Genomic DNA, 23,554 nt, shown 5'->3' with positions numbered 1-23,554 from the left:
AGCGAGAGGGGGTGGTGAGTGCACCTGAGGGACAGCCCGCGCACCTGCGTGGGGCTGTCCCTCAACTGCGTTATGGAGGCCCCGTCATGCCCGCTTTCTCCGATCCCACGAAAGACGCCGCGGAAGCGTCCGAAGCGCTCCGGGGTCTTGCCCACGCGACCATCCGTGTCGAGCAGCCGCGCGAGATGTATGGGGTGCTGGGTGATCTCCTCGCGGGGGCGCGGTCGTTGCGGCAGGTTTTCGACCAGCTCGCCTCCGCCCACATCACCGGCCAACCTCGCGCGTTCAACGACGACGGCGACCCCGCAGCCGGAGCGAAAGATGCGCTGGCGGTGGCAGATGAGCTGCACCAGGCCGCCACGCTGATCGACGCCGCCCACGACCGACTCGATGCGGCGATGAGCGCGGCCGGGCGGATCGCCTGGCACGAGGAACCCGCCACCAGCCGCCGGTGGGTCAGCGTCGTGTTCCTCCAAGGCGAAGAAGCCGACCAGGTACTCGACCTCATCCACCGCGACGGCACCACCGCCGGGATCGAACACCTCAAGCAGTGGGACTACGGCGACGAAACCACCGACGCGGCCCTCTCGAACGGGTACGTCTACGACACCCCACCGGTGGGCACGTTCGACCGGACCGTCACCGAGGGCGAGTACACGCTGAGCTACGAACCGGCGCTGGGCCACGTCAGCCTCTACCGCACCTACGACGTCCTGCCCGACCCCGGCCTCACAGACCCGGCACCGGCACCCGCGCGGCCGGTAGCTGCAGGCGGTCTCGGCGGTGGCCCAGGTCGAGCCGCGCCCGCAGCGGCGACCACCATAGCGACCGCGCGGGGCGTCGAGGCTGCTCCGAAGAAGGACTGGTTCGCCAGCTCAGGCCGCCCCTCCCAGGTCACCGGGCGGGGGCTCGGCCGATGAGCGCCGAACCCGAACGTCTCCACACCTCTGTCCTTGTCGCCCCGACGGCGGAGAAGCGCCGCCTGCGCAAGCAACGCCGTCAGGCTGCGGCACGAATCACCGCCGAACAGCGGAAGGCGGAGAAGGCTGCGGCTGTCGCGAAGGCCGAGGCCGAGCGCGCCGAACGGCGAGCCACCACCTATCTACCCGCCTCCGGTGAACCGGGTGCTGCGGCGTTGCGGTCGCCGGGCCGGTTCCGGGTGCCGCGTCATCAGGACACGTCGGCGACGTTGGCTGGGGCGTATCCGTTTGTCGCAGAAGGTGGCCTCGGCTCCGATGGCGTGTTCGTGGGGCAGGACCTCTACTCTGGCGGGAGCTTCGTTTATGACCCGTGGGTGCTCTACGCGCGCGGCATCATCACCGCACCCAACGTAGTCCTCGCCGGGATCGTCGGCTCGGGGAAGTCCTCGCTGGCGAAGTCCCTCTATACACGCAGCCTGCCGTTCGGCCGCAGGGTCTATGTCCCCGGTGATCCGAAAGGCGAACACACCGCAGTCGCACAGGCCGTCGGCGGGAGGGCGATCGTCCTCGGCCACGGCCTGAACACGAGGCTGAATCCGCTCGATGAAGGCATGCGAACCTCGGGCCTCTCGGATGAGCAATGGGCCGCCACCGTCGCCTCCCGCCGCCGCGACCTCATCGGAGCCCTCGCTGAAACCGTCCTCGCGCGGGGCTTGACACCACTGGAGCACACCGCGATCGACCTCGCGCTGACGCAGACGGTGCGGGAGAACACGGTGCCGATCCTGCCGATGGTCGTCGACCGCATACTCAACCCCTCCGACGACACCGACGGCCGGCTCGCGGAAGACGGGCGGCTCGTCGGGCACGCCCTCCGCCGCCTCGTAGCGGGCGATCTTGCCGGTTTGTTCGATGGGCCGTCAACGGTGCGGTTTGATCCGTCATTGCCGATGATCTCCCTCGACCTCTCACGAGTCACCGAAAACAGCACCCTCATCAGCGTTCTCATGACGTGCTCCAGCGCGTGGATGGAATCCGCACTGCTGGACCCGAATGGTGGTCAGCGGTGGGTGATCTACGACGAAGCCTGGCGACTCATGTCCCACCCAGCGCTACTGCGGCGGATGGATGCGCACTGGCGGCTCGCGCGACACTACGGGATCGCAAACATGCTGATCTTCCACAAGCTCACCGACCTCGACAACGTCGGCGACCAAGGCTCAGCCATGCGCTCCCTCGCCAACTCCTTGCTCGCAAACGCGGAGACACGGATCGTGTACCGGCAGGAATCCGACCAGCTCGGAGCCACCGCCAGCGCCCTCGGACTCACCGGCACCGAACAGAAGCTCCTCCCCGGGTTGGGCATCGGGCAAGGACTGTGGCGGATCAAGGACAGATCCTTCGTTTGCCAGCACCAGCTCCATCCCGCTGAGTTGGAGATGTTCGACACGAGCTCCCGTCTCATCTCAGGGGTGAAGTAGATGAACTTGCACCCTCACAAAAAGCACGCAGCCAACGGGGATGAGGCCTCGGTGCAGGCGGTGCTCCCGAACGTCCGCGTGATCGTCACCAACACCGGAGCGCTCGATGTCACCGTGGACGGGGCGGTGTTCCCGCCACCTCCTCGCGGGGAATGGACGCGCGGCGGCTTCGCTGACTTGCTCGATGCCGTCACGAAGGACCGCACTGTGGCGGTGCGCATCGAGGTCCGTGAGGTAGACGGCAGTGTTTTCACCGACCTCATCCATCCCCGAAAGCGCACCCGCGCACCAGAGCCCGAACCGCCCACTATCGCTGAGCAGCCGCTGCGGAGGCGGAAGACCCCGGCACTGGTGGAGGTCACCGCCGATGGATACTTGCCTGGCGAGGATGTCGCGGTCGCCGTCATCGTCGCTCACACCGACGCCACCGGCGGTACGGCGCGAGCGCTTCTCGATCTGAGCCAGCTCCCGTCCTCTCAGGGCGGGGCGCGGGATGTGCTGTTGTTCGGCCGGATCTCCGGCACCATCCACGTCAGGCCGCTGCCATGAACGAACGACAGACCGGGAGCATGGGTGACGAACTCACCAACGCCGCCCTTATCGGACTGATCGGGGTCTTCGCCCTCGGCCTCGTCCTGCGCGGAGCCGGGTCGGTAGCCGCGTTCATCACCGGCACCGCGCAGCCCACCAGCGGACCCGCAGGCGGCATGGCCGTGCTGTTCAACCCAGGCGACCCCAGCGCCGCACTCGGAGCTGATGGGCTGAACCCGGCCGTCTACTGGATCGTCACTGCCGTGCTGCTTACTGGGGTGACGGTCGGGCTCGGCTGGTGCTGGACGAAATGGCGCAGACACTCCCGCAAGGTCGAAACAGATCCACGCCGACTCGCAGGCACCGCCACCAGCCACGAAGTCACACAGACAACCTCCGCAAAAGCGCTCCTGGGCAGGGCATCAGCATTGCGGCCGTCACTCGAAAACCCGGAGCCGCAGGATGTGGGCTACTTGCTCGGCAGTTCACGCGGCAAGCAGGTGTGGGCGTCGGTCGAGGACTCGATTCTGCTGATCGGGCCGCCCCGCTCCGGCAAGGGCCTACACGTCGTCATCAACGCGATCCTCGACGCGCCCGGCGCTGTGGTGACGACCTCCACGAGACCGGACAATCTCACCGTCACACTCCGTGCTCGTCGTCGTAATGCGGGTCCGGTCGCGGTGTTCGATCCGCAGCACCTCGCCGAAGGCGTCCCCGCAGGCCTGCGCTGGTCCCCGGTCCGGGGGTGTGAGGACCCGCTGACAGCGATGATTCGCGCCACCGGGCTCGCCTCCGCCACCGGACTCTCTGCTGGTGGTGTCGAGTCCGGTGGGTTCTGGGAAGGAAAGACCCGCACCGCACTCCAAGGCCTCCTCCACGCCGCCGCATTGGATCATCGTTCACCGGCTGAACTGTTCCGGTGGACGCTTGATCCGTCGGCTGCTGCTGAGGCAGTCGCGATTCTCACCGCGAACCCGAACGCGGCGGCGGGGTGGGCTGACTCGTTGGAGGCGATGATCGACTCCGACCCCCGCACCCGCGACTCCATCTGGCAAGGCGTCTCCCTCGCACTCGGTGCCCTCGCCGACCCGCGCGTCCTCGACGCCGTGAGTCCGAGTGAGGGTGAGAACTTCGACCCCGAAGCCTTCATCAAGAACCGCGGCACGCTGTATCTCCTCGCCACTGGTGCCGGAGCGGGCGCCTCGGCGGCGTTGGTGACGGCGTTCGTGGAAGACCTCATCGAAACCGCCCGCCGCATCGCCGCACGCTCACCCGGCGCCCGCCTCGACCCACCACTCCTGCTCGCACTCGACGAAATTGGAAACCTCGCACCACTCCCGTCACTGCCGACGCTCATGGCAGAAGGCGGCGGCACCGGAATCACCACGCTTCCCGTATTGCAGTCACTCGCCCAGGCCCGCGACAAATGGAGCGAGAACCAGGCCGGAGCGATCTGGGACGCCTCCATCGTCAAGGTGATTCTCGGCGGGGCATCGAACTCCAAAGACCTCCAAGACCTCTCCACCCTCATCGGCGAACGCGACGAGTTCACCGACTCCGTGACCCTCGGGGATCACGGAACGCGGTCGAATCAGCGTTCGGTGAGGCGGGTGCCGATCCTGCCGCCAGACCGCATCCGCACCCTGCCCTTCGGCACCGGCGTCACCCTCCTACGCGCCGCACCACCGATCGTGACCGACCTGCGCGCATGGCCCGGTCGTCCAGACACGGAGCAGTTGAAGCGTGACCGAGCCGAGATCGAAGGCCTCCTGCAGCGTCCCTCTGACACCTGACGTCGCGTGGTCGGTGTAGTGCACCTGACCTTCACGGTGGCCCCGTCCGATGGGGCCACGTAAGTGTCAGGAGACAGGCAGATGGCTATTCAGACGCAGGATTCGTTTTCGGGGTTCGTGGCTTCGGAGCCGCAGTTGACCCGCACCGAGCAGGGCGATGCGCGGCTGTTCATGAAGGTCGGCAAGGAGCACTACCGGGCCGAGGAGGACGGGTCGTTCACCCAGTTGGAGACCACGTTCCACAACCTGGTCGCGTTCAAGGCCGCTGCCGAGCAGGGCGCGGAACGCCTCGCGAAGGGCGACAAGATCGTGGCCGAAGGCTACGTCCGTGAGTACGCCTACGAGCGCGAGGGGCAGAAGGTCGAGGGCGAAGAGTTCGTCGCCCGTCGTCTCGGCCACGACATGGCCCGCACCCGCTACGACGTGGACCGCACACCCCGCAACACCGGCATCGAGCAGGACGCGCCCGCGCGAGCCGCCACGGCGTTCGATGCTCCGCAGCGCACCCAGAGCGGGCCGACCTCAGGCGGGATCGGCCTGTAATGGACATCCCAAACGTCACGCCGCCGGATGATGAGCCGGACTTCGACGAACCCGACTTCGATGAGGGTTCCACCAGGCCGGGCGGCCAGGAGATGTCGGGGCCGCCGCATCCGGTGAACTGGAACCTGCTGCTCTCGCACGATCTGGAAGTCGAGTGGCTGGAACTGAACAGGTGGGTGAACTGGCTCCGCCACACCTACGGACTCCCGGCGTCGGTGATCCCACCGTTCTGGCACCACCACCCGGAGCTGTTGTGGGAGCTGTCCGCGCTGCACCTGCACTGGCTGTGCGCCTACGACCCCGCACAAGACGGCTCCGCCCCGCTGGGCTGGCACCGCGACTTCGCCGACGCCCGCCAGCGCCTCCGCGACTGGGTAGCCGCCTCGGGCACCAGGTTGGATCGTGACCGCCCGACCCGGCAGACGATCTGGCCCGGCCAGAAGCCTGGCCCGCCTGTTGAGGATTTCGTGATCGCGCATCGGGAGAAGGAGTTCATAAAGTTCGTCCTCGCCGAGGTCGCCGCACGTCGGGCATCGGAGGATGCGTTCTTCGCGCGCATCGACGAAGAAACCGGAGAAGTTCGATGAGCACCCACACCCCCGATAGCCGGTTACCTGCGCGGATGCGTGACCACGAGCTGGAAGCAGAACTACGGGAGTCACCGGACCTGCACAAGCTCGCCCAGGTGTTCATCGGCATGGCCCTGGACCGCGCCAAGAGCGACAAGACCACCGCCACCTCCACTGCTGCTTGTCGGGGTGGCGAGGTAGAATCAGATACGCAACACGCCAACGGCTGAGCCCGCGGGTTCGGTCGGGGTGCGCAGTCATGTTTGGCCTTCGTGGCTTACCCGGTATCTGTTGCCGGGTCGTGTTTCCCCTTTACGAGTCGCACCGCACCAGCGGATACCTGTCTGCTCGTGCTGGCCCCGAACATCCGGGGAAGGAAACACGACCCATGAGCACCACCCTGACCGACCAATCACCGACCGATACCGATTGGGAGCGCATCGGCGAGACCACGACCCTCGCCGTGTCCTACCTGCGCGTCTCCACCAAGGAACAAGCCGAACGCGGCGGCCGCGACGAGGGCTTCTCGATCCCCGCACAGCGCGAAGCGAACCTCCGCAAAGCCCGCGACCTGCGGGCCGTGGTCGTGGAAGAGTTCGTCGACGCCGGAGCCTCTGCGAAGTCCGCTGACCGGCCCGAACTGATGCGGATGATCGAGTACGTCAAGACCAACCACGTCGCCTACTGCATCGTCCACAAAGTCGACCGCCTCGCCCGTAACCGTGCCGACGATGTCGCCATCCATCTCGCATTGAAGGACGCCGGCGTCATCCTCGTCTCCGCAACGGAGAACATCGATGAGACCCCGTCGGGGATGCTGCTGCACGGCATCATGTCCACGATTGCCGAGTTCTATAGTCGCAACCTTGCCAACGAGGTCACCAAGGGCATGACGGAGAAGGCGATCACGGGCGGCACCAACGGGAAAGCCCCCATCGGCTACCTCAACATCACCAAGAGGGATGAACTCGGTCGTGAGATCCGCACCGTCGAGATCGACCCGGCCCGTGCACCGTTGGTGCGGTGGGCGTTCGAGGCGTACGCCACCGGGAATTACTCGACCATCACCCTGCACGAAGCGCTCATCGACCGGGGGTTGATGAGCGTTCCGACACCGAAGCGGCCATCGAAGCCGCCCGTGTTGTCGTCGATTCAGAAGATGCTCTCCAACCCCTACTACAAGGGCACCGTCTCGTTTCGGGGTGCGAGCTACGACGGCATGCACGAACCCCTCGTACCCACCGAAGTCTGGTACCGCGTGCAGGCAGTGTTGAACGCGAAGCAGAACTCCGGGGAGAAGACCCAAGCCCACGACCACTACCTCAAAGGCACCCTCTACTGCGGCGTCTGCGACTCACGCCTCATCCTCACTCACGCGAAGAGCCGCCGCGGGATCATCTACCCATACTTCATCTGTGCAGGAAGGCACTCCAAGCGCACCGGCTGTGAGCGGAAGTCGATGTTCGTGCCCGACATCGAGGCTGCAGTCGAGGACTACTACCGGCGCATCCAGATCCCCGAACACATCGTCAACGCGCTGCGGACTCTCATCACCGACGAGTTCGACAGGCTCTACGCCTCAGCGGCCCAGGAACGCCACGCCCACACCATCGAACGCGACGCGCTGCGCAACGAACGCGGGAAACTCCTGCAAGCCCACTACGCCGGAGCCGTCCCCGTCGATCTTCTCAAAACCGAACAAGACCGGATCGGCCGCCGCCTGGCCTGGCTCGACGTGCAGATCGAAGCCTCATCCACCGAGTACGAGCAAGCCAAAGCCCACCTCGAAGACTGCCTCGCCCTGGCCGGTGACTGCCACAAGCTCTACATGAGCATCGACGACTCACTCCGACGCATCTGCAACCAAGCGTTCTTCGAGAAGATCTGGGTCAAGAAGGACTCCGACACCGTCGAGGGCGAGCCAGGAACACCCTTCAACGTGCTGTTCAACCCCGAGATCCACACGCTCGCCCTGGACCACGAGGCCCAAGGGAGCGATAGGAGGATTCAAACCGAAAACGTCGGCGGTTTGAACAACGAAATTTTGGTGGGCCCTGTGGGGTTCGAACCCACGACCCACGGATTAAAAGTCCGATGCTCTACCAACTGAGCTAAAGGCCCCTGCCGTTTGAATGCCGTTTCCGGCGCCCTACGGCCCAGTCCATTTCTGGACGTTAATACTGTACCCCAACAATCGCCTCACCTCCGCCTCGAGCCCAGCTGCCGGAAAAATACCGGGCCAATACACCAAACCAGTACAGTGCCGAAACACTACAAAATCAGCGCAGCCAACAGTTCCCCAGAGGTCCGCTCCGGCACGATACAAAGCAGCGCAGAACTGCAGACTGTACCGCTCAACGTCTCAGGAGTAGCGTGATTGTATGAACCAACAAAGCGGTCCCGGCAACAGCGGCTCTATCCCCCGGCCCCACAAGCCCAAACCCTTTGCCCCCATGGATTTTGAGCCCTTTGCTGGCGGCGCCGATCCAGCCCGCGTTTCTGAGGCAGCCCACTTAGCCGCGCACGCTTTGGTTCACCGCGGCCGCAAAAGCGATGACCCTAAAGTCACCAAACGGCTGGTAAAGCTGGCTGATGAGCAGGGTTTGGAGTCCATCGCCGAAATGTGGGCCGAAGCCCCCGCTCGTTCCCTCCCTGGAGCACTGTGGCGGCTCTACGCACTGCGCGCCGCAACACTCGCTGACCCCGAGCGAATCTCGGTCTACTTCAACGCAGGTAAGCACACCGCGCAGGTTGCTCACGCCGTGGCCGGTGCGGCGGAACCTCCGGGAGCTGAAGAGCTAAAAGTTATGGCTGACGCCATTTTGTCCGGAGCGTTCGACGGCGAATTCGACGTTGCACTGGAACGTTCGGCAGCGTTTTGCCGCGTTATAGCCCTAGGCCAGGCCAATCTTGCGGACAGTGCTGAGCCGGGCAATGAGGGTCACGCGAGCAAACTCACCAGAAATTCGCACCAGCTAGTCAAAACCGCAGAGGATCTTGAGCACGCGGCCAACGCGTGGCGTCTCGGTGAGTTGGACTAGAAGTTGGACTAGCACCACGGACTAGCAACAGCCCAGCGCGCTCTCCGCCAAAATGTCAATGTTGACTTCAGTGCGCGGGAGTAGAAAACTGAACTTGGTGCCGAACCGCGAAACCCCCGGGCTTCAACATTTAGCCGCCTAGAGCGGCCTACCGCCGAGAGGCGTATCCGGTTCGGCACCATTTTTGTATCCATTTTCGGGTGGACGCACAGACCCAAATGGATGGGCCGGTAAAGTAAGTACCGGTAGTCCAACCGATGACTTTGGCCGGGCTCCGCACCCTATTTCTTCTCATCTGAAGTCCGGTACATTTTGAAACTGCGCCTCTTCCCTCAAGAGACAGCTGGCCTCACGCTACTGTCCCAGATGGCACGCCAAATTGTTGTTGGCGCCGGAACACTCTCAGAAGTTTTGGGCGCCCCCCTGAGCGAATACGACCGCCTGGTGGAAGAAATGCACCAGCACGAGGGCAAATCAACAGAATTGCACTACGCACTTCTAACCCACATGCGCACGAGTTTTGTGAATCCGCTCCCACGCGAGGACATGTACACCCTCTCGCGCTTCCTCAGCGAAGCGATGGAAAAGCTCGACGGCGCCGCCGAACTTATTGCCTTGTACAAGTTGGACCGCTTGCCCAAACGCGCCGCTGACCAACTGGAAGTCATTGTCCGCCAGGCCGAACTTACTGCTGACGCCATGCGGCGCTTAGACAACCTTGACGATCTTGAGGACTACTGGATTGAAATCCTGCGCCTCGCTCGGCGCGCAGAGCGGACGCACCGGGTTTGGGTTGCTGATTTGATCAAGGACATGAAGTCCGCCCAGTACGCTCGCAATCGGGACGTGGCCAATCAACTCGTGGAAATCACCAAGGACATGAGGCGAGTGGCCACCCAGGTGGGTGCCATCATCGTCAAGGAATCCTAAATGGTTTTGGCTTTCCTGATCCTCGCGATCGTTTTGGTAGCCGTTTTTACGTTCCTGAACGGTTTCCGCGATGTCTCTGCCGCCGTCGCACTTGCGGTCCGCACCAACGCACTGACTCCCTCCATCGCCGTGCTTTTGGCGGCGATGTTTAACGCTCTTGGTGTGCTCATTAGCGTCCCCTTCGCGCTTGCCATCAGCCAATCGTGGGTTGTGCTGCCGCCTGGTCTCAACGGCGTTACAGTGGCTGTTTCAACTTTGGCCAGCGCCATCTTGTGGAACGTTTTTACTTGGTGGCGAGGCATCCCTTCCTCATCAACTCACGCGATTGTTGGTGGCCTCACCGGTGCAGCCTTGGCCAGTACGCTCCTCGGTGGCGGGGTGGTTGCTGACGTTGGCCAGTCCTTGTGGGTACTGGTGTTGGCCCCGCTCTTACTCTCGCCGATTGTGGCCTTCGCTGGCGCGTATCTTTTGGTAGTCCCGGTGACCTGGGTGGTGCGGCACATGCAACCGAGCGTGGTGAACCGGCGGTTGCGGCATGCCCAAGCGGTCAGCGCTGCGGCTGTGGCCTTTGGCCACGGACTGCAAGACGGACAGCGCGGAATCGCCCTGTCCGTGCTGACCCTGATTGCTGCCGATGCTCTCCCCGCTAACGGTTCAAGCCCGGTTTGGGTGATTGTCCTTGTGCTGGTCTGTATGGCCTTGGGGACGCTGGGTGGCGGCTGGCGGATCTCGCACACATTAGGCCACAGGTTGGTGCGGATCGACCCCTTGCGCGGCTTTGTGGCACACCTGCTCAGTGCGGTCATGCTGTTTGTTGGCGCGATTGGACTCCACCTACCGTTTTCCACCACACACACCGTCACAGCTGCCACTCTGGGCGCTGGAACCAACCAGTCCTTCAGCACCACCAACCGTTCCTTGGTGATTAGAGTTTTGGGTTATTGGCTGCTGACCCCGGTGATGTGCGCTCTGCTGGCCTTTGTGCTGCAGCTGGCCCAGTCGCCGCTGTATCGCTAAGGATCAGCTGCGGCTGTAACGGCGCTCCGGCCGCCCCACAGCCCCATACCGTAAATGAACGACGGCGCGCCCCTCCTCTACGAGGTACTCCAAGTAACGCCGAGCGCTCACTCGCGAGGTGCCAAGTACGTCTGCTGCTTCGGTAGCGGACTGGTCATTCTGGGCATCACGCAAGAACTCCTTAACCATCCGCAAGGTCTCAGCACTGAATCCTTTGGGTAATGGCCGCACCACACCGCCAAGCCCAAAAACCTTGTCCACTTCAGCCTGGTCAGCCGCGCGCCCGGCAGATCCTGCGGAGAGCGCCCGGTAGCTTTCCCGGTAGTGCTGCAGCCGTTCGCGCAGGTCCTCTGCTGAAAACGGCTTCATCAAATAGTGCACAATCCCACCACGCAAGGCTTTGCGAACCGTCTCAGCCTCGCGGGCAGCACTGATCACCAGAACATCCAACTCTGGAAGAACCTCACGGAGTTGGTGGAGGAGGTCAAGGCCGTTGATGTCCGGCAAATAGATGTCCAAAAGCACCAGGTCCGGGCGCAAACGCTTGGCTTCAGCTACTGCTTGCTCGCCCGTATGAGCAGCACCCACCACTTCAAAACCATCGTTCTGCCGAACAAACCCAGCGTGCACCTTGGCCACCATAAAGTCGTCATCGACTACTAGAACCCTGATCACTCTTCCCCCGAACCTTCCCACTCGGCGCCGCTAACGGTCATGCTTTTACGCAGCGTTGCGGTGAACACGGCACCATGATCGTTGACCACCTCAACACTCCCGCCTCGCCGGCGGCACACCAACCGGGTTAGCGCCAGGCCAAAACCACGCCCACCCTCGCCGGCGCCTTCTCCAGCAACTGTTTTGGTGCTGTAACCACGGCGGAAAATGTCTTCAATTCGTTCAGTTTCCACGCCCATCCCCGAGTCCCGAACTTTCACAGTCACCCATTCTTTGTCCTCCACGATGGTCACAACCACAGTGGCACCCCGTGTACTGGCTACCGCATCTACCGCGTTATCCACCAGATTCCCTGCAACGGTGGTCAGGTCCAAAGACAGCCCCTCGTCCACACGGCCCAACGCCGAAGATGGCTCTAATCGAAGTTCAACATTCCGCTCCCCAGCAAGACTGTTTTTGGCAATCAGGAGGGCTGCGAGCGCCGGGTCCTTGATCCGTAAGGTGATCTGATCCGAGATCCCGTTCCGGCTCACACCGTCCACAAAATGCACCACTTCATCAAATTCACCCAACTGGATGAGCCCGGAAATCGTGTGCAGCTGATTGGCGAATTCGTGGGTTTGGGCGCGGAGTGTGTCGGTGGCGCTGCGGTTGCGGCCCAGCTCGCGTTCAAGCGTGGAAAGTTCTGTTCGGTCGCGCAGTGTGGTGACCGAACCGATCACTTTGCCCCTACTGCTCACTGGTTTGCGGTTCAACACCAATAGCCGCTCGCCCGCCAAAACCAGCCGGTCGGCGTCGGGCTGTTCGGTGGTGAGGTCCGCGCGCAAGTGCTGATCCACGCCCAGCTCATCCAAAGTGTGGCCCACGCACTCTTGTGGTAGACCCAAAAATTCTCTGGCGCTCTCGTTAGCTACTGTGACGCGCTCTTGCTGGTCCAGGGCGATTACGCCCTCCTTCACCCCGTGCAGAATAGCTTCGCGATGCTCCACCAGCCCGGCGATTTCTTCCGGTTCCAAGCCCAGAGTTTGGCGCTTCACCCGGCGTGACAGCAGCAATGAACCCGCCGCGCCAAGCGCGAGCGAGACACCTAAATACACCAACAGGTCCGGGACCGTGTCACCTAAACGTTGCCACAGGGAAGGATATTCACGTCCGACGGCGACAATCCCCACCGTCTTTCCGTCGTCGTCGAGTACTGGTACGTGAGCCACCAAGACCGTGTCCCCGTCCATCTCCACGGTTCCCGTCCAGGACCGGCCCTGCAGTACATCGCTTCTACCCAACGGCAGTGGCAAGTCAATATCCAGCGGGTTTTGCGAGGTCAAAACTATTCCCCTGGCGGTTGCTAGCTCCACAATGCTTGAGCCGGAAACTGTCCTGGCGGACTCCGCGAGTGACGGCAGTGCGGCACCGTGGCGGGGCTGGGCCGTGGGGATAAGCGCGCGCACCGTAGGGTTAGCGGCGAGGTTCTCGGCGGCGGAAAGTGCGCGGCGCCCCTCAACACGTTCAAAGGTGGCAGCTGATTGCAGCAAGGAAATGGCAATAACGCCCACAAGCACGGCAAGAACAATCAGCAACTGCAAGGCCAGGTACTGCCCAGCAAGGGATAAGCGGCGGCGCTTTGGCAACAGTGGATTGCGGCTCGGCACAACGGTGGGCACGGGACGTCCTTCTTTTGGTCTCATTCATTATGAGCCAGTTGTGTACCCTCCTAGGGCGTTCCAGGCGTGACCACAATGAACAAAACAATCTTTGAGAACACAAAGGTGAGCCATGTCACTTTCCCCCTTACGGTTATTCCACTCCCACCAAAGATGAGAAGAGGAACAAATGCGTCGATCGAAAGCACTGCGCGCCATTGCCGTCGCTGCAGGCCTAATGATTGCAGCCACCGGATGTGGCGCTACCAGCGGAACCGGAGCTAAAACCGAAAACTCCGCAGGATCCAGCTCCGGCCCCTTGACCGGACTGCGGATTATGGTTCCCAACACGGCAGGTGGCGGATATGACACCACCGCACGCACCGCAGCCAAGGTTATGAATGACACCAAAACCGCCACCAACACCGAGGTATTCAACCTTGCCGGCGCTGGCGGAACAGTGGGCTTGGCCCGTTTGGTGAATGAAAAGGGCAACAAAGACCTCACCATGCTGATGGGCTTGGGCGTGGTTGGCGCCAGCTACACCAACAAGTCCGAGGCCAAACTGACTGACACCACCCCCTTGGCCCGCCTCATCCAAGAGCCTGGCGCCATCATGGTTTCCAAGGACTCGCCTTACAAAACCATCGATGACCTGGTCACCGCGTGGAAAGCCGATCCCAAAAAGATCTCAGTTGGCGGCGGATCCAGCGCTGGCGGTCCTGACCACTTGCTCCCCATGCAGCTTGCACAGGCAGTGGGTATTGAGCCCAAGAATGTTAACTTCGTTTCCTTCGACGGCGGTGGAGACCTGCTGCCGGCCATTCTGGGCAACAAGCTGGGCTTCGCAGCATCCGGTGCTGGCGAATACATCCAGCAGATCAAGACCGGTCAGATCCGCGTTCTGGCAACCAGTGGTGCCGAGCGGCTCGAGGGCGTTGACGCTCCCACGCTGAAAGAATCCAAGATTGATCTGGAATTTAGCAACTGGCGCGGCATTGTGGCCCCTCCAGGTGTTTCCGAAGCTGACCAAGCCAACATTGTTGCTGCACTGACCAAGATGCACGGCAGCGAAGAATGGAAGAAGGCTCTTAAGGACCACGGCTGGACCGATGCTTTTATCACCGGCGACGAGTTCAAGACCTTCCTCACGGACCAAGACAAGCGCGTAGCTGACGTGCTGTCGCAGTTGGGTCTCGCGTGACCGAGCAAGCCCAGACCGGGACTTCCCGGGTCAAAAACCGCGCCGAGCTGGGCATTGCCGCCCTGCTCGGCGCGGTTGGCGCCGTAGTCCTAGTAGACGCCTCCCGCATTGTTGTCCCCTACTCACAATCGGACCCCGTAGGTCCGCGCACCATGCCGTTGATCATCGGCGCGCTCCTGCTAATTACCGCGGTAGCCCTGACAGTGAACGTACTTCGCGGCGGCGCAGGTCAGGCAGAAGAGGGCGAGGACGTTGCCCTCAGCCACCCCACAGACTGGAAAACAGTACTTCCGCTGGTGGGTGCCTTCGTTCTGAACATTCTGCTGATTGACGTTGCCGGTTGGGTTATTTCCGGAACCCTGCTTTTCTACTGCAGCGTTTGGGCACTCGGCAGCCGGCACTACCTCCGCGACGCGATCGTCTCGGTAGTTTTGGCGCTTGGAACTTACTACGGTTTCTACTTCGGCCTAGGCATCAAACTGCCTGCCGGTATTTTGGCGGGAATTCTCTAACATGGACACTTTTAACCTCCTGATGCAGGGCTTCGCAACGGCTCTGACCCCCATGAACCTTATGTACGCCTGCATTGGCGTGCTGTTGGGTACAGCAGTTGGTGTTCTGCCCGGCATTGGTCCGGCCATGGCCGTGGCACTACTGCTGCCCGTGACGTACACCTTGGGGCCCACTAGCGCACTGATTATGTTTGCTGGCATCTACTACGGCGGTATGTACGGTGGCTCCACCACGTCCATCCTGCTGAACACCCCCGGCGAATCATCCACCGTGATCACAGCGATCGAGGGCCACAAAATGGCCAAGGCGGGCCGTGCCGCTCAGGCGCTTGCAACAGCCGCGATCGGTTCATTTGTTGCAGGCACCATCGGCACGGCACTGCTGGCCGTGTGTGCACCCTTTGTGGTGAAGTTCGCCGTCAGCTTGGGCCCCTCCAGCTACCTCGCCATCATGATTCTGGGCCTGCTCACCGTGACAGCCGTGCTGGGTTCGTCAAAGATCCGCGGATTCGCCTCGCTCGGCCTTGGCCTGGCAATCGGTCTGATTGGCATGGACCCGGTGACCGGGCAGCAGCGCTTGGTATTTGGCATCCCCCTACTGAGCGACGGGATCGACATTGTGGTGGTGGCCGTTGCCATCTTCGCCGTGGGGGAAGCGCTGTGGATTGCCGCGCACTTGCGCCGCAAACAAACCACCACCATCCCTGTGGGCCAACCCTGGATGGGCAAAGAGGACTGGAAACGTTCCTGGAAGCCGTGGCTACGCGGAACCGCGCTGGGCTTCCCGTTCGGCGCCATGCCGGCTGGCGGCGCGGAGGTTCCCACCTTCCTCTCCTACGTGGTGGAGAAAAAACTCAGCAAACACAAGGAAGAATTCGGCCACGGCGCTATTGAAGGTGTGGCCGGCCCGGAAGCAGCAAATAACGCTTCAGCCGCTGGCACCTTGACACCTCTCTTGGCGCTTGGCCTACCCACCAACGCCACAGCGGCAGTGATGCTCGCAGCCCTGGTGCAATTTGGCATCCAGCCCGGCCCGCTCCTTTTTGAAAACGAACCGGTGTTGGTCTGGGGCCTGATCGCGAGCCTCTTTATTGGCAACACCTTGCTGCTGCTGATCAATTTGCCCATGGCACCGTTGTGGGCAAAGTTGCTCCAAATCCCGCGCCCGTACCTCTATGCAGGGATCTTGTTCTTCGCCACCCTAGGCGCCTACGCCGTGAACCTCCAGGCCTTTGACCTGATGATCTTGCTGGTATTGGGTGCTCTCGGTTTCGCCATGCGACGCTTTGGGCTCCCCGTGCTGCCCCTGATTATCGGCCTCATCTTGGGCCCACGGATCGAAAGTCAATTACGTAAGGCGTTGCAGTTGAGCGCGGGCGATCCGGCCGGGCTCTTCAACGAGCCCGTGGCAGTGGTGGTTTACGCTCTTGTGGCACTGCTCTTGGCGGCGCCGTTTGTAGTCCGTCTGATCCAGCGCAAACGGCTCGCAACCGGCTCGCAATCGCCTAGCGGAACCACTATCGGCTGAAACCTTAAACACGTACGACGTCGGCCCGCACCTATGAGGTGCGGGCCGACGTCGTACTCGGGCTGAGTTACAGCTGGGGTTGCTTTGGCGCTGGGCGGTTTATCCGAAGCGGCCAGAAACGTAATCTTCGGTGGCCTTCTGGGAAGGGTTATTGAAGATAGTGGACGTCTCAGCGAACTCAATCAGCTTGCCGGGCTTACCGGTGCCAGCGATGTTGAAGAACGCGGTCTTGTCAGAAACACGAGCTGCCTGCTGCATGTTGTGAGTCACGATCACCACTGTGTACTGATCCTTGAGCTCGTTGATGAGGTCCTCAACGGCCAATGTGGAGATCGGGTCAAGCGCCGAGCAAGGCTCATCCATCAGGATGACCTGAGGTTCCACGGCGATGGCGCGGGCAATGCACAGTCGCTGCTGCTGACCACCTGAGAGGCCAGAACCGGGCTTCTCCAAACGGTCCTTGACTTCATTCCAGAGGTTAGCCCCGCGCAATGACTTCTCCACCAACGCGTCAGCAGCACCCTTGGAAATGCGCTGGTTGTTCAGCTTCACACCGGCCAGCACGTTGTCACGGATGGACATGGTGGGGAACGGGTTAGGACGCTGGAAGACCATACCAATCTGCGTGCGGACCGTTACCGGGTCAACACCAGGGCCGTAGAGGTTGTCCCCGTCAAGGAGGACCTCACCCTCAACACGCGCGCCCGGGATCACCTCGTGCATACGGTTCAAGGTGCGCAAAAAGGTGGACTTACCGCAGCCCGAAGGGCCAATAAAAGCCGTAACGGACTTAGCCTCAATGTTGATGTTGACGTCTTCAACGGCCAAGAATTTGCCGTAGTAGACGTTCAAGTCCTTGACGTCGATGCGCTTAGACATGGAGTTCCTTCACTAACTGGAGGTCTGCAAAAAGATGTTGGGAAACCAGCTCAGCGGCCGGTCTTAGGAGCAAACATTCGGGCAATCAACCGTGCGGCAAGGTTCAAGATCATTACCAACAGGATAAGCACCAAGGCCGCACCCCAAGCGCGCTGATCCGAAGGCCCCGGGTTAGACGGTGACGTGGGGTTCAAGATTTGGGTGTAGATGAAGGTAGGCAGCGAAGCCATCCAACCACCAAAAACGTTGTTGTTGATGCTCGTTGCAAATCCCGCGGTGACCAGAATCGGGGCGGTCTCACCAATAACGCGAGCAATCGCCAAGGTGACGCCAGATGCGATACCTGAGATCGCCGTCGGAATAACCACCTTGAGAATGGTGCGCCATTTACGAACACCGAGCGCGTACGCCGCCTCGCGGAGCTCGTTGGGGACGATCTTGAGCATTTCCTCACTGGAGCGCACCACTACTGGGATCATCAACACCGAAAGTGCGACGGCGGCAACGGCGCCGGTTTTGGTGCCCGGCCCCACTACGGCGAAGAAGAAGGCTGCGGCGAACAAACCGGCCACGATCGAGGGGATACCGGTCATCACATCAACAAAGAAGGTGATGGTGCGGGCCAAGACTTTATCGTTGCCGTATTCCACCAGGTAGATCGCGGTGAGCAAGCCAACCGGCACGGAAATGATGGTGGCCAGAAGAGTGATCTGCACGGTACCCAAAAGCGCGTGGTAAACACCGCCCAGAACCTTAGTTCCGTTCTCAACAGCCTTGTTGTCCGACGCTCCGGTCACACCGTTCATGGAGGTGCCCAAAAAGCCCGGTGTAAGAAGCCCCGGAATACCATTGACCAAAACGGTCCAGATAACCGAAACCAGCGGCAAGAGGGCAATCAAGAATGAGCCGTAAACCAAGCAGGTGGCCAAACGGTCTTTCGCTTTACGTGAGCCCTCAACTGCTGCACTCCAAGACACCAAACCAATGGTGAACAAGATGGCGGCAACAACACCCCACCCGAAAGCGTTGAAACCAATCAGTGCCAAGATCGCAGCCGAAACAATCACTGCCGCTGCCAAGACAATCCAAGGAGCGTACTTGGGCAACTGGCCCTTGGTCAGGGCCGATCGTTTCCGCCCAGTGGTGAGTGTGGTGCTCATTTAGTTAGCTCCCGAGAATTCTTTGTGCCGGGTGATAATCCAGCGAGCGATCATGTTCACGCCGAGAGTGATCACAAAGAGGACCAGGCCCGCAGCGATCAGTGTGTTGACCTTGATACCGCCCGCTTCCGGGAAGTTCAAGGCAATTTCAGCGGCAATCGTTTGGTTACCGGATTGGATCAGGCTCGCGGTAAGTGCACCGGAGGAGAGCACCAATGCAACGGCCATGGTCTCACCAAGGGCACGGCCCAGGCCCAGCATGACTGCGCTGATGATTCCGGGGCGGCCAAAGGGCAGCACCGCCATTTTGATCATTTCCCAGCGCGTAGCACCTAAAGCGAGGGCTGCTTCTTCATGCAGCTTGGGCGTCTGGAGGAAAATTTCTCGAGTCATCGAGGTAATGATGGGCAGAACCATCACGGCGAGGACGATGCCCGCGGTCAGAATGGTTTTACCAGTGGCCGAGGCGGGTCCTTGGAAGATCGGCAGCCAGCCCATGTTTTCTGCCAGCCATCCATAGGCCGGGGAAATTTCCCTAGACAGAAACGCTGCACCCCAGGCGCCGTAAACCACCGAGGGAATAGCCGCGAGCAAGTCGATAACGTATCCCAGTCCGGAGGCGAGCCGGCGGGGAGCAAAGTGAGAAATAAAGAGCGCGACGCCGATGGCAATCGGGGTTGCGATGACCAGCGCGATGATGGCGGCGATCAAGGTACCGATAACAATCGGCCAAATGTAAGCCCAGAAGCCTTGGCCACCCTGAATGTCTGCAGGATTGGCGAACAAGGCCGGAACGGCTTGGACTACCAGAAACAGTGCCACCCCGAACAGGACTGCAAGAATCAAAATACCCGCGGCCAAGGTGGCCCCGGAGAAGACCTTGTCCCCGGCACGCCCTGCGGCCGTGGAGTTGGTCAGTGTGGTGGTGGTCACTTCACGACCCTTCCCGTTCGAGGAGAATAACCGGCGATTGCCGGGATGTCCTTTTCAAGCATGGTCCCACATGGGGAGGTTCCCCGCCCCTGCCACAGGCGACTAATTGCCGGGTAGCAGGAGACGGGGAACCGGTTACTCAAGTGTTGATTATGCCTTGGCCTTGACGGTAGCGATTGCTGCCTTGGCCTTTTCCTGCAGCGACTTGGACAACGGTGCAGACTTTGCAGCATCTGCAGCAGCGTTCTGGCCCTCATCGGAAACTACGTAGTTCTCGAAAGCCTTGACCAGGTCAGCGGTTTCCTTGGAATCGTAGGTGGTGCAGAGTACGTGGTAGGACACCAGAACGATCGGGTAGGTGTCAGCCTCGGTGGTCTTGCGATCCAGCTTGATAGCAAGGTCATTCGCGGCGCGGCCGTCAGCCTGCTTGCTGACCTCAACTGCCTTTGCAGCAGCCTCGGCAGAGATGGTTACGAAGCTCTCGCCAACCTTGATCTGAGCAACACCGAGCTTGCCGGAGACTGCAGAGTCATCAGCGTAGGTCACTGCACCGGGGGTGTCAGTAACAGTCTTTACAACACCGGAGGTGCCCTTTGCGTTCTCGCCCTTGAGAGAGTCAGGCCATACACCGTCGGCCTTGTCCGTCCACACAGTCGAGGCTACAGCGGAAAGGTATTCGGTGAAGTTCTTGGTGGTACCAGAGTCATCCGAGCGGTTGACCGGGGTTACCTTGAGGTCCGGGAGGGTCACGCCCGGGTTCAGTGCTGCGATAGCCGGGTCGTTCCACTTGGCAATTTTGCCGCGGAAGATCTTTGCGGTGGTGTCAGCATCGAGCTTCAGTTCCTTGACATCAGGCAAGTTGAAAGCAATAGCAATCGGGGAAATGTAAACCGGGACGTCAATTGCGCCTTCCGGACCACACTTAGCCTTGGCGTCTGCCAGCTCGGTGTCCTTGAGGTAAGCATCAGAACCAGCGAACTGAGCAGAACCGTCAATGATTGCCTTACGGCCTGCGCCGGAACCATCCGGGGAGTACTGCACGGTTGCGCCCGGGTTGGCAGCTGCAAACGCGGTCTTCCAAGCGTCCATGGCTGCACCCTGTGCAGAGGAGCCGATACCGGTCAGGGTGCCCTTTACACCTGCACCTGAAGCAGATGAGCCGTTGCTGGGGGTGGTGCCGGTTGCGTTGTCCGAACCGCAAGCGGTGAGCGCGAGTGCGCCGGCTGCAATTACAGCGAGAGCCGCGTGGCGGCCGAAGCGAAATGTCTTCACTAGATGAACCCCTTCCAGGGTGTTTTCGATGCGAGCCGAACCGGCGTGAACCGGGTGCCTCCTGAGAACAGGAGCAGTTTTTCGGTAGTGCGTACTTTTGTACCTTCAACGAAGTTATGGGGCATAGGTAACGGAATTCACGGCCCAAGGTGAACGGAGGGTTAACTCGACGTGTTACCTTGCTTACACATTTAGCGCCACGATAGCAATACCCTTGCCGTCAAACTTATTGACAGTATGTGAACTGCCCCGCGTACGATCGTCAACAAATAGACTTAGCCCATGGCCCCAGCGACCGGACTACCCGCCCTCCGCAAACACTTGAGTAAACGGTTTCACACCGGTGCCGTGCGCAGCCGGAATTCCGTTGTTCCAGCGCTACAAATGACCATTTGCGCAGTCGCCGCCTACGCCTTCGCAGAATACGTGTTGGGGCATACCGGCCCACTCTTCGCCGCAACCTCATCCCTCATTGCCTTGGGATTTTCTCGTGAACCGCGGCTGCGCCGCGTTATTGAAGTAGGACTCGGCTGCACACTGGGCATCGTTGTAGGCGATTTACTACTCCACTGGCTGGGCGGCGGGATCTTGGTTGCCGCCGTCGTACTGTTCTTTTCCATCCTTCTTGCACGGTTCCTGGACAGCGGCAGCATCTTCACCACTCAATTGGGCTTGCAGTCACTCTTGGTAGTTTTGCTGCCGGCACCCGCCGGCGGGCCGTTTACCCGCAGTCTGGATGCCGTCGTCGGTGGCGTGTTTGCACTACTGGTCACCATGCTGGCCGCTAAAGACCCCCGGCGGGAGCCACGCCAGGACATGACCAAAATCCTCCGTGAATTTGGCCTAGTGCTGCGCGAATGCGCCACCTCGCTTCAGTCCAACGATTCAACTGCCGCGTGGCATGCCCTAGTTCGAGCCCGCAGTTGCCAGCCGCTTGTTGATTCGATGCGGCAAACACTGCGCGCCTCCGGAGAAGTCACCTCCATTGCCCCGGCGTATAGACGGCACAAGGACGAGATCAATCGGCTCGAACACTCCTTGGAATTCGTTGACCTTGCACTACGTAATTCGCGTGTTTTTGCGCGCCGCCTCACTAGCGCCATCAACCACGCGGCACTTTCCGACGCCGCCACCGAGAACATTGCTGAGGTTCTTGAGGAAACTGCCGACGCCATCGATGTGCTCGCTGCAGGCTTGTCCGCCACTGACGCCCGCGCCCGGGAAGCACATGTCCGCAACGCCCGCCAAGACCTAGCCGCCGTGTCCTTGCGCCTACACCCACGCATGCTTGGTGTGGAACGGCTTGAGGGCGAAACCGTGGTGATGCTGTTCCGGCCACTGATGGTGGACCTCATGGAAGCATCCGGGATTGAAGCCGACGAGGCGCGAGGATATCTCCCCGAGCTGTAGACGCCATTGCCTTGTTTGTCAGCGGCCCCGGCTAGGCTGAATTTATGGCTAGTAAAACGACTCGCGGCAACAAAGCGCCTGCATATAAATGCTCCGAATGCGGCTGGACAACCGTCAAATGGGTGGGGCGTTGCGGCGAGTGCCAAGCGTGGGGAACCGTCGAGGAGGCCGGCGCCACAGTAGCCAGAACGACGGCGGCAACCACTGTTTTGCAGCCAGCGGTACCTATTGGTGAGGTGGACGCCACCACAGCGGCTTTTCTTCCCACCGGCGTTGATGAACTCGACCGCGTGTTGGGTGGCGGTTTGGTCCCCGGTGCGGTCATTTTGCTTGCCGGAGAGCCCGGGGTAGGCAAGTCAACGCTCCTACTAGATGTTGCTGCCAAGTTCGCACGTGGTGGGCGGGAAGTTTTGTACATCACGGGTGAGGAATCTGCCGCCCAAGTGAAACTGCGCGCAGAGCGGATCAACGCCGTCGCGGATTCACTGTATTTGTCAGCGGAAACTGACCTGGGCCAAGCCTTGGGACAGGTTGAACGGGTAGAGCCGCGCTTGTTGATTGTGGACTCCGTGCAAACGCTCAGCAGTGCTGACGTGGATGGCAGCGCCGGCGGTGTGTCCCAAGTACGCGAGGTTGCTGCGTCCCTGATTGCCTCCGCCAAACGCCGGAACATCACCACACTTTTGGTAGGGCATGTGACCAAGGACGGGTCCATTGCCGGGCCGCGCTTGTTGGAGCACCTGGTTGATGTGGTGTGCCAATTTGAAGGCGAGAGGCACTCCCGGCTGCGCCTGCTGCGCGCCGTGAAGAACCGCTACGGGCCCACGGATGAAGTGGGCTGTTTTGATCTGAACGAGGATGGAATTGAAGGCCTGGCTGATCCCAGCGGGCTTTTTGTTTCGCGAACAAAAGAACCAGTTTCCGGAACCTGCATTACGGTGACGCTCGAGGGGCGTCGACCGCTCCTCGCTGAGGTTCAGGCCTTGTTAGCCGAGTCCCCAAACTCCCAACCGCGCCGGGCAACAAGTGGGTTGGATAGTTCGCGAGTGGCCATGCTGCTGGCGGTTTTGCAGCAGCGCGCGGGATGCCTATTGCACAAGGACGATTCCTATGTGGCCACGGTGGGCGGGGTGAAACTGAGCGAACCGGCCACTGATCTTGCCGTGGCTCTTGCCGTGGCCAGCGCCAAGGCCAAGAAGGCGCTGCCACAAAAGCTTATTGCTTTCGGCGAGGTGGGTTTGGCGGGTGAAGTGCGGCCTGTTCCCGGGATCAACCAGCGCATTCAAGAAGCTCACCGGCTCGGATTCACGCATGCTGTTGTGCCATCAAGCCCCAACGGACCCGGCCCAGTTCCGGCAGGTTTCTCGGTGCGCGAAGTGGGCCACCTCGCCGAAGCCCTGGACCTTCTCATCGGCAACTAATTTCCGCCGAGGTCGGTGCATAGCGGCGTTTTCCCGGTTAATTTGCGGGGAGCTCGCGGCGTTGCACCGACCTCGCGCGCGGCTGGGATACTTTT

General features: G+C 61.2%; 22 protein-coding genes, 1 tRNA gene and 1 pseudogene. 16 read left to right on the top strand and 8 right to left on the bottom strand.

Annotated features, from left to right (window positions below):
- The first annotated feature begins 86 nt into the window (after positions 1–86).
- The 8 genes and pseudogenes from ACQR35_RS12045 to ACQR35_RS12010 all read left to right on the top strand — a co-directional run.
- Positions 87–920: a hypothetical protein gene (locus ACQR35_RS12045; RefSeq protein WP_430270167.1), complete on the top strand. Its 834-nt coding sequence runs from the start codon at positions 87–89 to the stop codon at positions 918–920.
- Positions 917–2,401 (top strand): ATP-binding protein, encoded by a 1,485-nt coding sequence (locus ACQR35_RS12040; protein WP_430270166.1) that lies wholly within the window; start codon positions 917–919, stop codon positions 2,399–2,401. The genes ACQR35_RS12045 and ACQR35_RS12040 overlap by 4 nt, the downstream gene beginning before the upstream one ends.
- On the top strand, positions 2,402–2,950 hold the full coding sequence (locus ACQR35_RS12035; RefSeq protein ID WP_430270165.1) for a hypothetical protein: 549 nt from the start codon (positions 2,402–2,404) through the stop codon (positions 2,948–2,950).
- Positions 2,947–4,725, top strand: a complete 1,779-nt coding sequence (locus tag ACQR35_RS12030) for a type IV secretory system conjugative DNA transfer family protein (protein ID WP_430270164.1) — start codon at positions 2,947–2,949, stop codon at positions 4,723–4,725. Before ACQR35_RS12035 ends, ACQR35_RS12030 begins: the two co-directional genes overlap by 4 nt.
- Before the next feature lie 81 nt (positions 4,726–4,806).
- The gene (locus tag ACQR35_RS12025; protein ID WP_430270163.1) at positions 4,807–5,268 is read left to right on the top strand and encodes a single-stranded DNA-binding protein; all 462 of its coding nucleotides are present in this window, start codon (positions 4,807–4,809) and stop codon (positions 5,266–5,268) included.
- Positions 5,268–5,855: a hypothetical protein gene (locus ACQR35_RS12020; protein WP_430270162.1), complete on the top strand. Its 588-nt coding sequence runs from the start codon at positions 5,268–5,270 to the stop codon at positions 5,853–5,855. The genes ACQR35_RS12025 and ACQR35_RS12020 overlap by 1 nt, the downstream gene beginning before the upstream one ends.
- Positions 5,852–6,067, top strand: coding sequence for a hypothetical protein (locus ACQR35_RS12015; RefSeq protein ID WP_430270161.1), 216 nt, complete (start codon positions 5,852–5,854; stop codon positions 6,065–6,067). The genes ACQR35_RS12020 and ACQR35_RS12015 overlap by 4 nt, the downstream gene beginning before the upstream one ends.
- Positions 6,068–6,096: 29 nt before the next feature.
- A pseudogene (locus ACQR35_RS12010) lies at positions 6,097–7,329 on the top strand (recombinase family protein); the annotation flags it as partial.
- 351 nt (positions 7,330–7,680) lie between these two features.
- Here ACQR35_RS12010 and ACQR35_RS12005 read toward each other — a convergent pair.
- On the bottom strand, positions 7,681–7,848 hold the full coding sequence (locus ACQR35_RS12005) for a hypothetical protein (RefSeq protein WP_430270160.1): 168 nt from the start codon (positions 7,846–7,848) through the stop codon (positions 7,681–7,683).
- Positions 7,849–7,882: 34 nt separating this feature from the next.
- A tRNA-Lys gene (locus ACQR35_RS12000) sits at positions 7,883–7,958 on the bottom strand.
- Between the two features lie 260 nt (positions 7,959–8,218).
- On the opposite strand from ACQR35_RS12000, the gene ACQR35_RS11995 reads away from it, so the two are divergent.
- The 3 genes from ACQR35_RS11995 (at position 8,219) to ACQR35_RS11985 (ending at position 10,825) form a co-directional block, all read left to right on the top strand.
- Positions 8,219–8,878 carry a hypothetical protein gene (locus ACQR35_RS11995; protein ID WP_430267727.1) on the top strand — a complete coding sequence of 220 codons (660 nt, stop codon included), beginning with the start codon at positions 8,219–8,221 and terminating at the stop codon, positions 8,876–8,878.
- Between the two features lie 312 nt (positions 8,879–9,190).
- Positions 9,191–9,808 carry a DUF47 domain-containing protein gene (locus ACQR35_RS11990; protein WP_430267726.1) on the top strand — a complete coding sequence of 206 codons (618 nt, stop codon included), beginning with the start codon at positions 9,191–9,193 and terminating at the stop codon, positions 9,806–9,808.
- The gene (locus ACQR35_RS11985) at positions 9,809–10,825 is read left to right on the top strand and encodes an inorganic phosphate transporter (RefSeq protein WP_430270159.1); all 1,017 of its coding nucleotides are present in this window, start codon (positions 9,809–9,811) and stop codon (positions 10,823–10,825) included.
- 3 nt (positions 10,826–10,828) lie between these two features.
- Here the strand turns inward: ACQR35_RS11985 and ACQR35_RS11980 are convergent, their stop codons facing one another.
- Both ACQR35_RS11980 and ACQR35_RS11975 read right to left on the bottom strand, forming a co-directional pair.
- Positions 10,829–11,500 carry a response regulator gene (locus tag ACQR35_RS11980; protein ID WP_430270158.1) on the bottom strand — a complete coding sequence of 224 codons (672 nt, stop codon included), beginning with the start codon at positions 11,498–11,500 and terminating at the stop codon, positions 10,829–10,831.
- Complete coding sequence (locus ACQR35_RS11975) at positions 11,497–13,161, bottom strand: sensor histidine kinase (RefSeq protein WP_430270157.1); 1,665 nt, start codon at positions 13,159–13,161, stop codon at positions 11,497–11,499. The genes ACQR35_RS11980 and ACQR35_RS11975 overlap by 4 nt, the downstream gene beginning before the upstream one ends.
- A gap of 169 nt (positions 13,162–13,330) precedes the next feature.
- On the opposite strand from ACQR35_RS11975, the gene ACQR35_RS11970 reads away from it, so the two are divergent.
- Genes ACQR35_RS11970 through ACQR35_RS11960 form a run of 3 tightly spaced genes read left to right on the top strand, consistent with a single transcriptional unit; the run spans position 13,331 to position 16,384 of the window.
- Positions 13,331–14,344, top strand: coding sequence for a Bug family tripartite tricarboxylate transporter substrate binding protein (locus ACQR35_RS11970; RefSeq protein ID WP_430270156.1), 1,014 nt, complete (start codon positions 13,331–13,333; stop codon positions 14,342–14,344).
- Positions 14,341–14,856 carry a tripartite tricarboxylate transporter TctB family protein gene (locus ACQR35_RS11965; protein ID WP_430270155.1) on the top strand — a complete coding sequence of 172 codons (516 nt, stop codon included), beginning with the start codon at positions 14,341–14,343 and terminating at the stop codon, positions 14,854–14,856. The genes ACQR35_RS11970 and ACQR35_RS11965 overlap by 4 nt, the downstream gene beginning before the upstream one ends.
- 1 nt (position 14,857) lies before the next feature.
- Positions 14,858–16,384, top strand: a complete 1,527-nt coding sequence (locus ACQR35_RS11960) for a tripartite tricarboxylate transporter permease (protein ID WP_430270154.1) — start codon at positions 14,858–14,860, stop codon at positions 16,382–16,384.
- A gap of 99 nt (positions 16,385–16,483) precedes the next feature.
- Here ACQR35_RS11960 and pstB read toward each other — a convergent pair whose 3' ends face one another.
- The 4 genes from pstB to pstS all read right to left on the bottom strand — a co-directional run bounded on the left by pstB (position 16,484) and on the right by pstS (position 20,628).
- Entirely contained in the window at positions 16,484–17,263 is a 780-nt protein-coding gene (gene pstB, locus ACQR35_RS11955; RefSeq protein ID WP_430270153.1) for a phosphate ABC transporter ATP-binding protein PstB, read from the bottom strand.
- Between the two features lie 50 nt (positions 17,264–17,313).
- Positions 17,314–18,423 (bottom strand): phosphate ABC transporter permease PstA, encoded by a 1,110-nt coding sequence (pstA, locus tag ACQR35_RS11950; protein ID WP_430267718.1) that lies wholly within the window; start codon positions 18,421–18,423, stop codon positions 17,314–17,316.
- On the bottom strand, positions 18,424–19,356 hold the full coding sequence (gene pstC, locus ACQR35_RS11945) for a phosphate ABC transporter permease subunit PstC (RefSeq protein WP_430270152.1): 933 nt from the start codon (positions 19,354–19,356) through the stop codon (positions 18,424–18,426).
- 150 nt (positions 19,357–19,506) lie between these two features.
- Positions 19,507–20,628, bottom strand: a complete 1,122-nt coding sequence (pstS, locus tag ACQR35_RS11940; RefSeq protein WP_430270151.1) for a phosphate ABC transporter substrate-binding protein PstS — start codon at positions 20,626–20,628, stop codon at positions 19,507–19,509.
- A gap of 282 nt (positions 20,629–20,910) precedes the next feature.
- Between pstS and ACQR35_RS11935 the strand changes: the two genes are divergently transcribed.
- Entirely contained in the window at positions 20,911–22,038 is a 1,128-nt protein-coding gene (locus ACQR35_RS11935; RefSeq protein WP_430270150.1) for an FUSC family protein, read from the top strand.
- A 44-nt stretch (positions 22,039–22,082) separates the two neighbouring features.
- Complete coding sequence (radA, locus tag ACQR35_RS11930) at positions 22,083–23,459, top strand: DNA repair protein RadA (protein WP_430267714.1); 1,377 nt, start codon at positions 22,083–22,085, stop codon at positions 23,457–23,459.
- The last annotated feature ends 95 nt before the right edge of the window (positions 23,460–23,554 follow it).

The organism is Pseudarthrobacter sp. J1738, assembly GCF_050490315.1.
In the GTDB taxonomy this organism is placed as follows: domain Bacteria; phylum Actinomycetota; class Actinomycetes; order Actinomycetales; family Micrococcaceae; genus JBNPEO01.
The sequence above is the reverse complement of the archived record's forward strand: the minus strand, read 5'-3'. Positions and strand labels throughout refer to the sequence as shown.

Coding starts and splice junctions, on each gene's coding strand:
- ACQR35_RS12045 (WP_430270167.1), top strand. CDS start 87: ATGCCCGCTTTCTCCGATCCCACGAAAGACGCCGCGGAAGCGTCCGAA.
- ACQR35_RS12040 (WP_430270166.1), top strand. CDS start 917: ATGAGCGCCGAACCCGAACGTCTCCACACCTCTGTCCTTGTCGCCCCG.
- ACQR35_RS12035 (WP_430270165.1), top strand. CDS start 2,402: ATGAACTTGCACCCTCACAAAAAGCACGCAGCCAACGGGGATGAGGCC.
- ACQR35_RS12030 (WP_430270164.1), top strand. CDS start 2,947: ATGAACGAACGACAGACCGGGAGCATGGGTGACGAACTCACCAACGCC.
- ACQR35_RS12025 (WP_430270163.1), top strand. CDS start 4,807: ATGGCTATTCAGACGCAGGATTCGTTTTCGGGGTTCGTGGCTTCGGAG.
- ACQR35_RS12020 (WP_430270162.1), top strand. CDS start 5,268: ATGGACATCCCAAACGTCACGCCGCCGGATGATGAGCCGGACTTCGAC.
- ACQR35_RS12015 (WP_430270161.1), top strand. CDS start 5,852: ATGAGCACCCACACCCCCGATAGCCGGTTACCTGCGCGGATGCGTGAC.
- ACQR35_RS11995 (WP_430267727.1), top strand. CDS start 8,219: ATGAACCAACAAAGCGGTCCCGGCAACAGCGGCTCTATCCCCCGGCCC.
- ACQR35_RS11985 (WP_430270159.1), top strand. CDS start 9,809: ATGGTTTTGGCTTTCCTGATCCTCGCGATCGTTTTGGTAGCCGTTTTT.
- ACQR35_RS11970 (WP_430270156.1), top strand. CDS start 13,331: ATGCGTCGATCGAAAGCACTGCGCGCCATTGCCGTCGCTGCAGGCCTA.
- ACQR35_RS11960 (WP_430270154.1), top strand. CDS start 14,858: ATGGACACTTTTAACCTCCTGATGCAGGGCTTCGCAACGGCTCTGACC.
- pstB (WP_430270153.1), bottom strand. CDS start 17,263: ATGTCTAAGCGCATCGACGTCAAGGACTTGAACGTCTACTACGGCAAA.
- pstA (WP_430267718.1), bottom strand. CDS start 18,423: ATGAGCACCACACTCACCACTGGGCGGAAACGATCGGCCCTGACCAAG.
- ACQR35_RS11935 (WP_430270150.1), top strand. CDS start 20,911: ATGGCCCCAGCGACCGGACTACCCGCCCTCCGCAAACACTTGAGTAAA.
- radA (WP_430267714.1), top strand. CDS start 22,083: ATGGCTAGTAAAACGACTCGCGGCAACAAAGCGCCTGCATATAAATGC.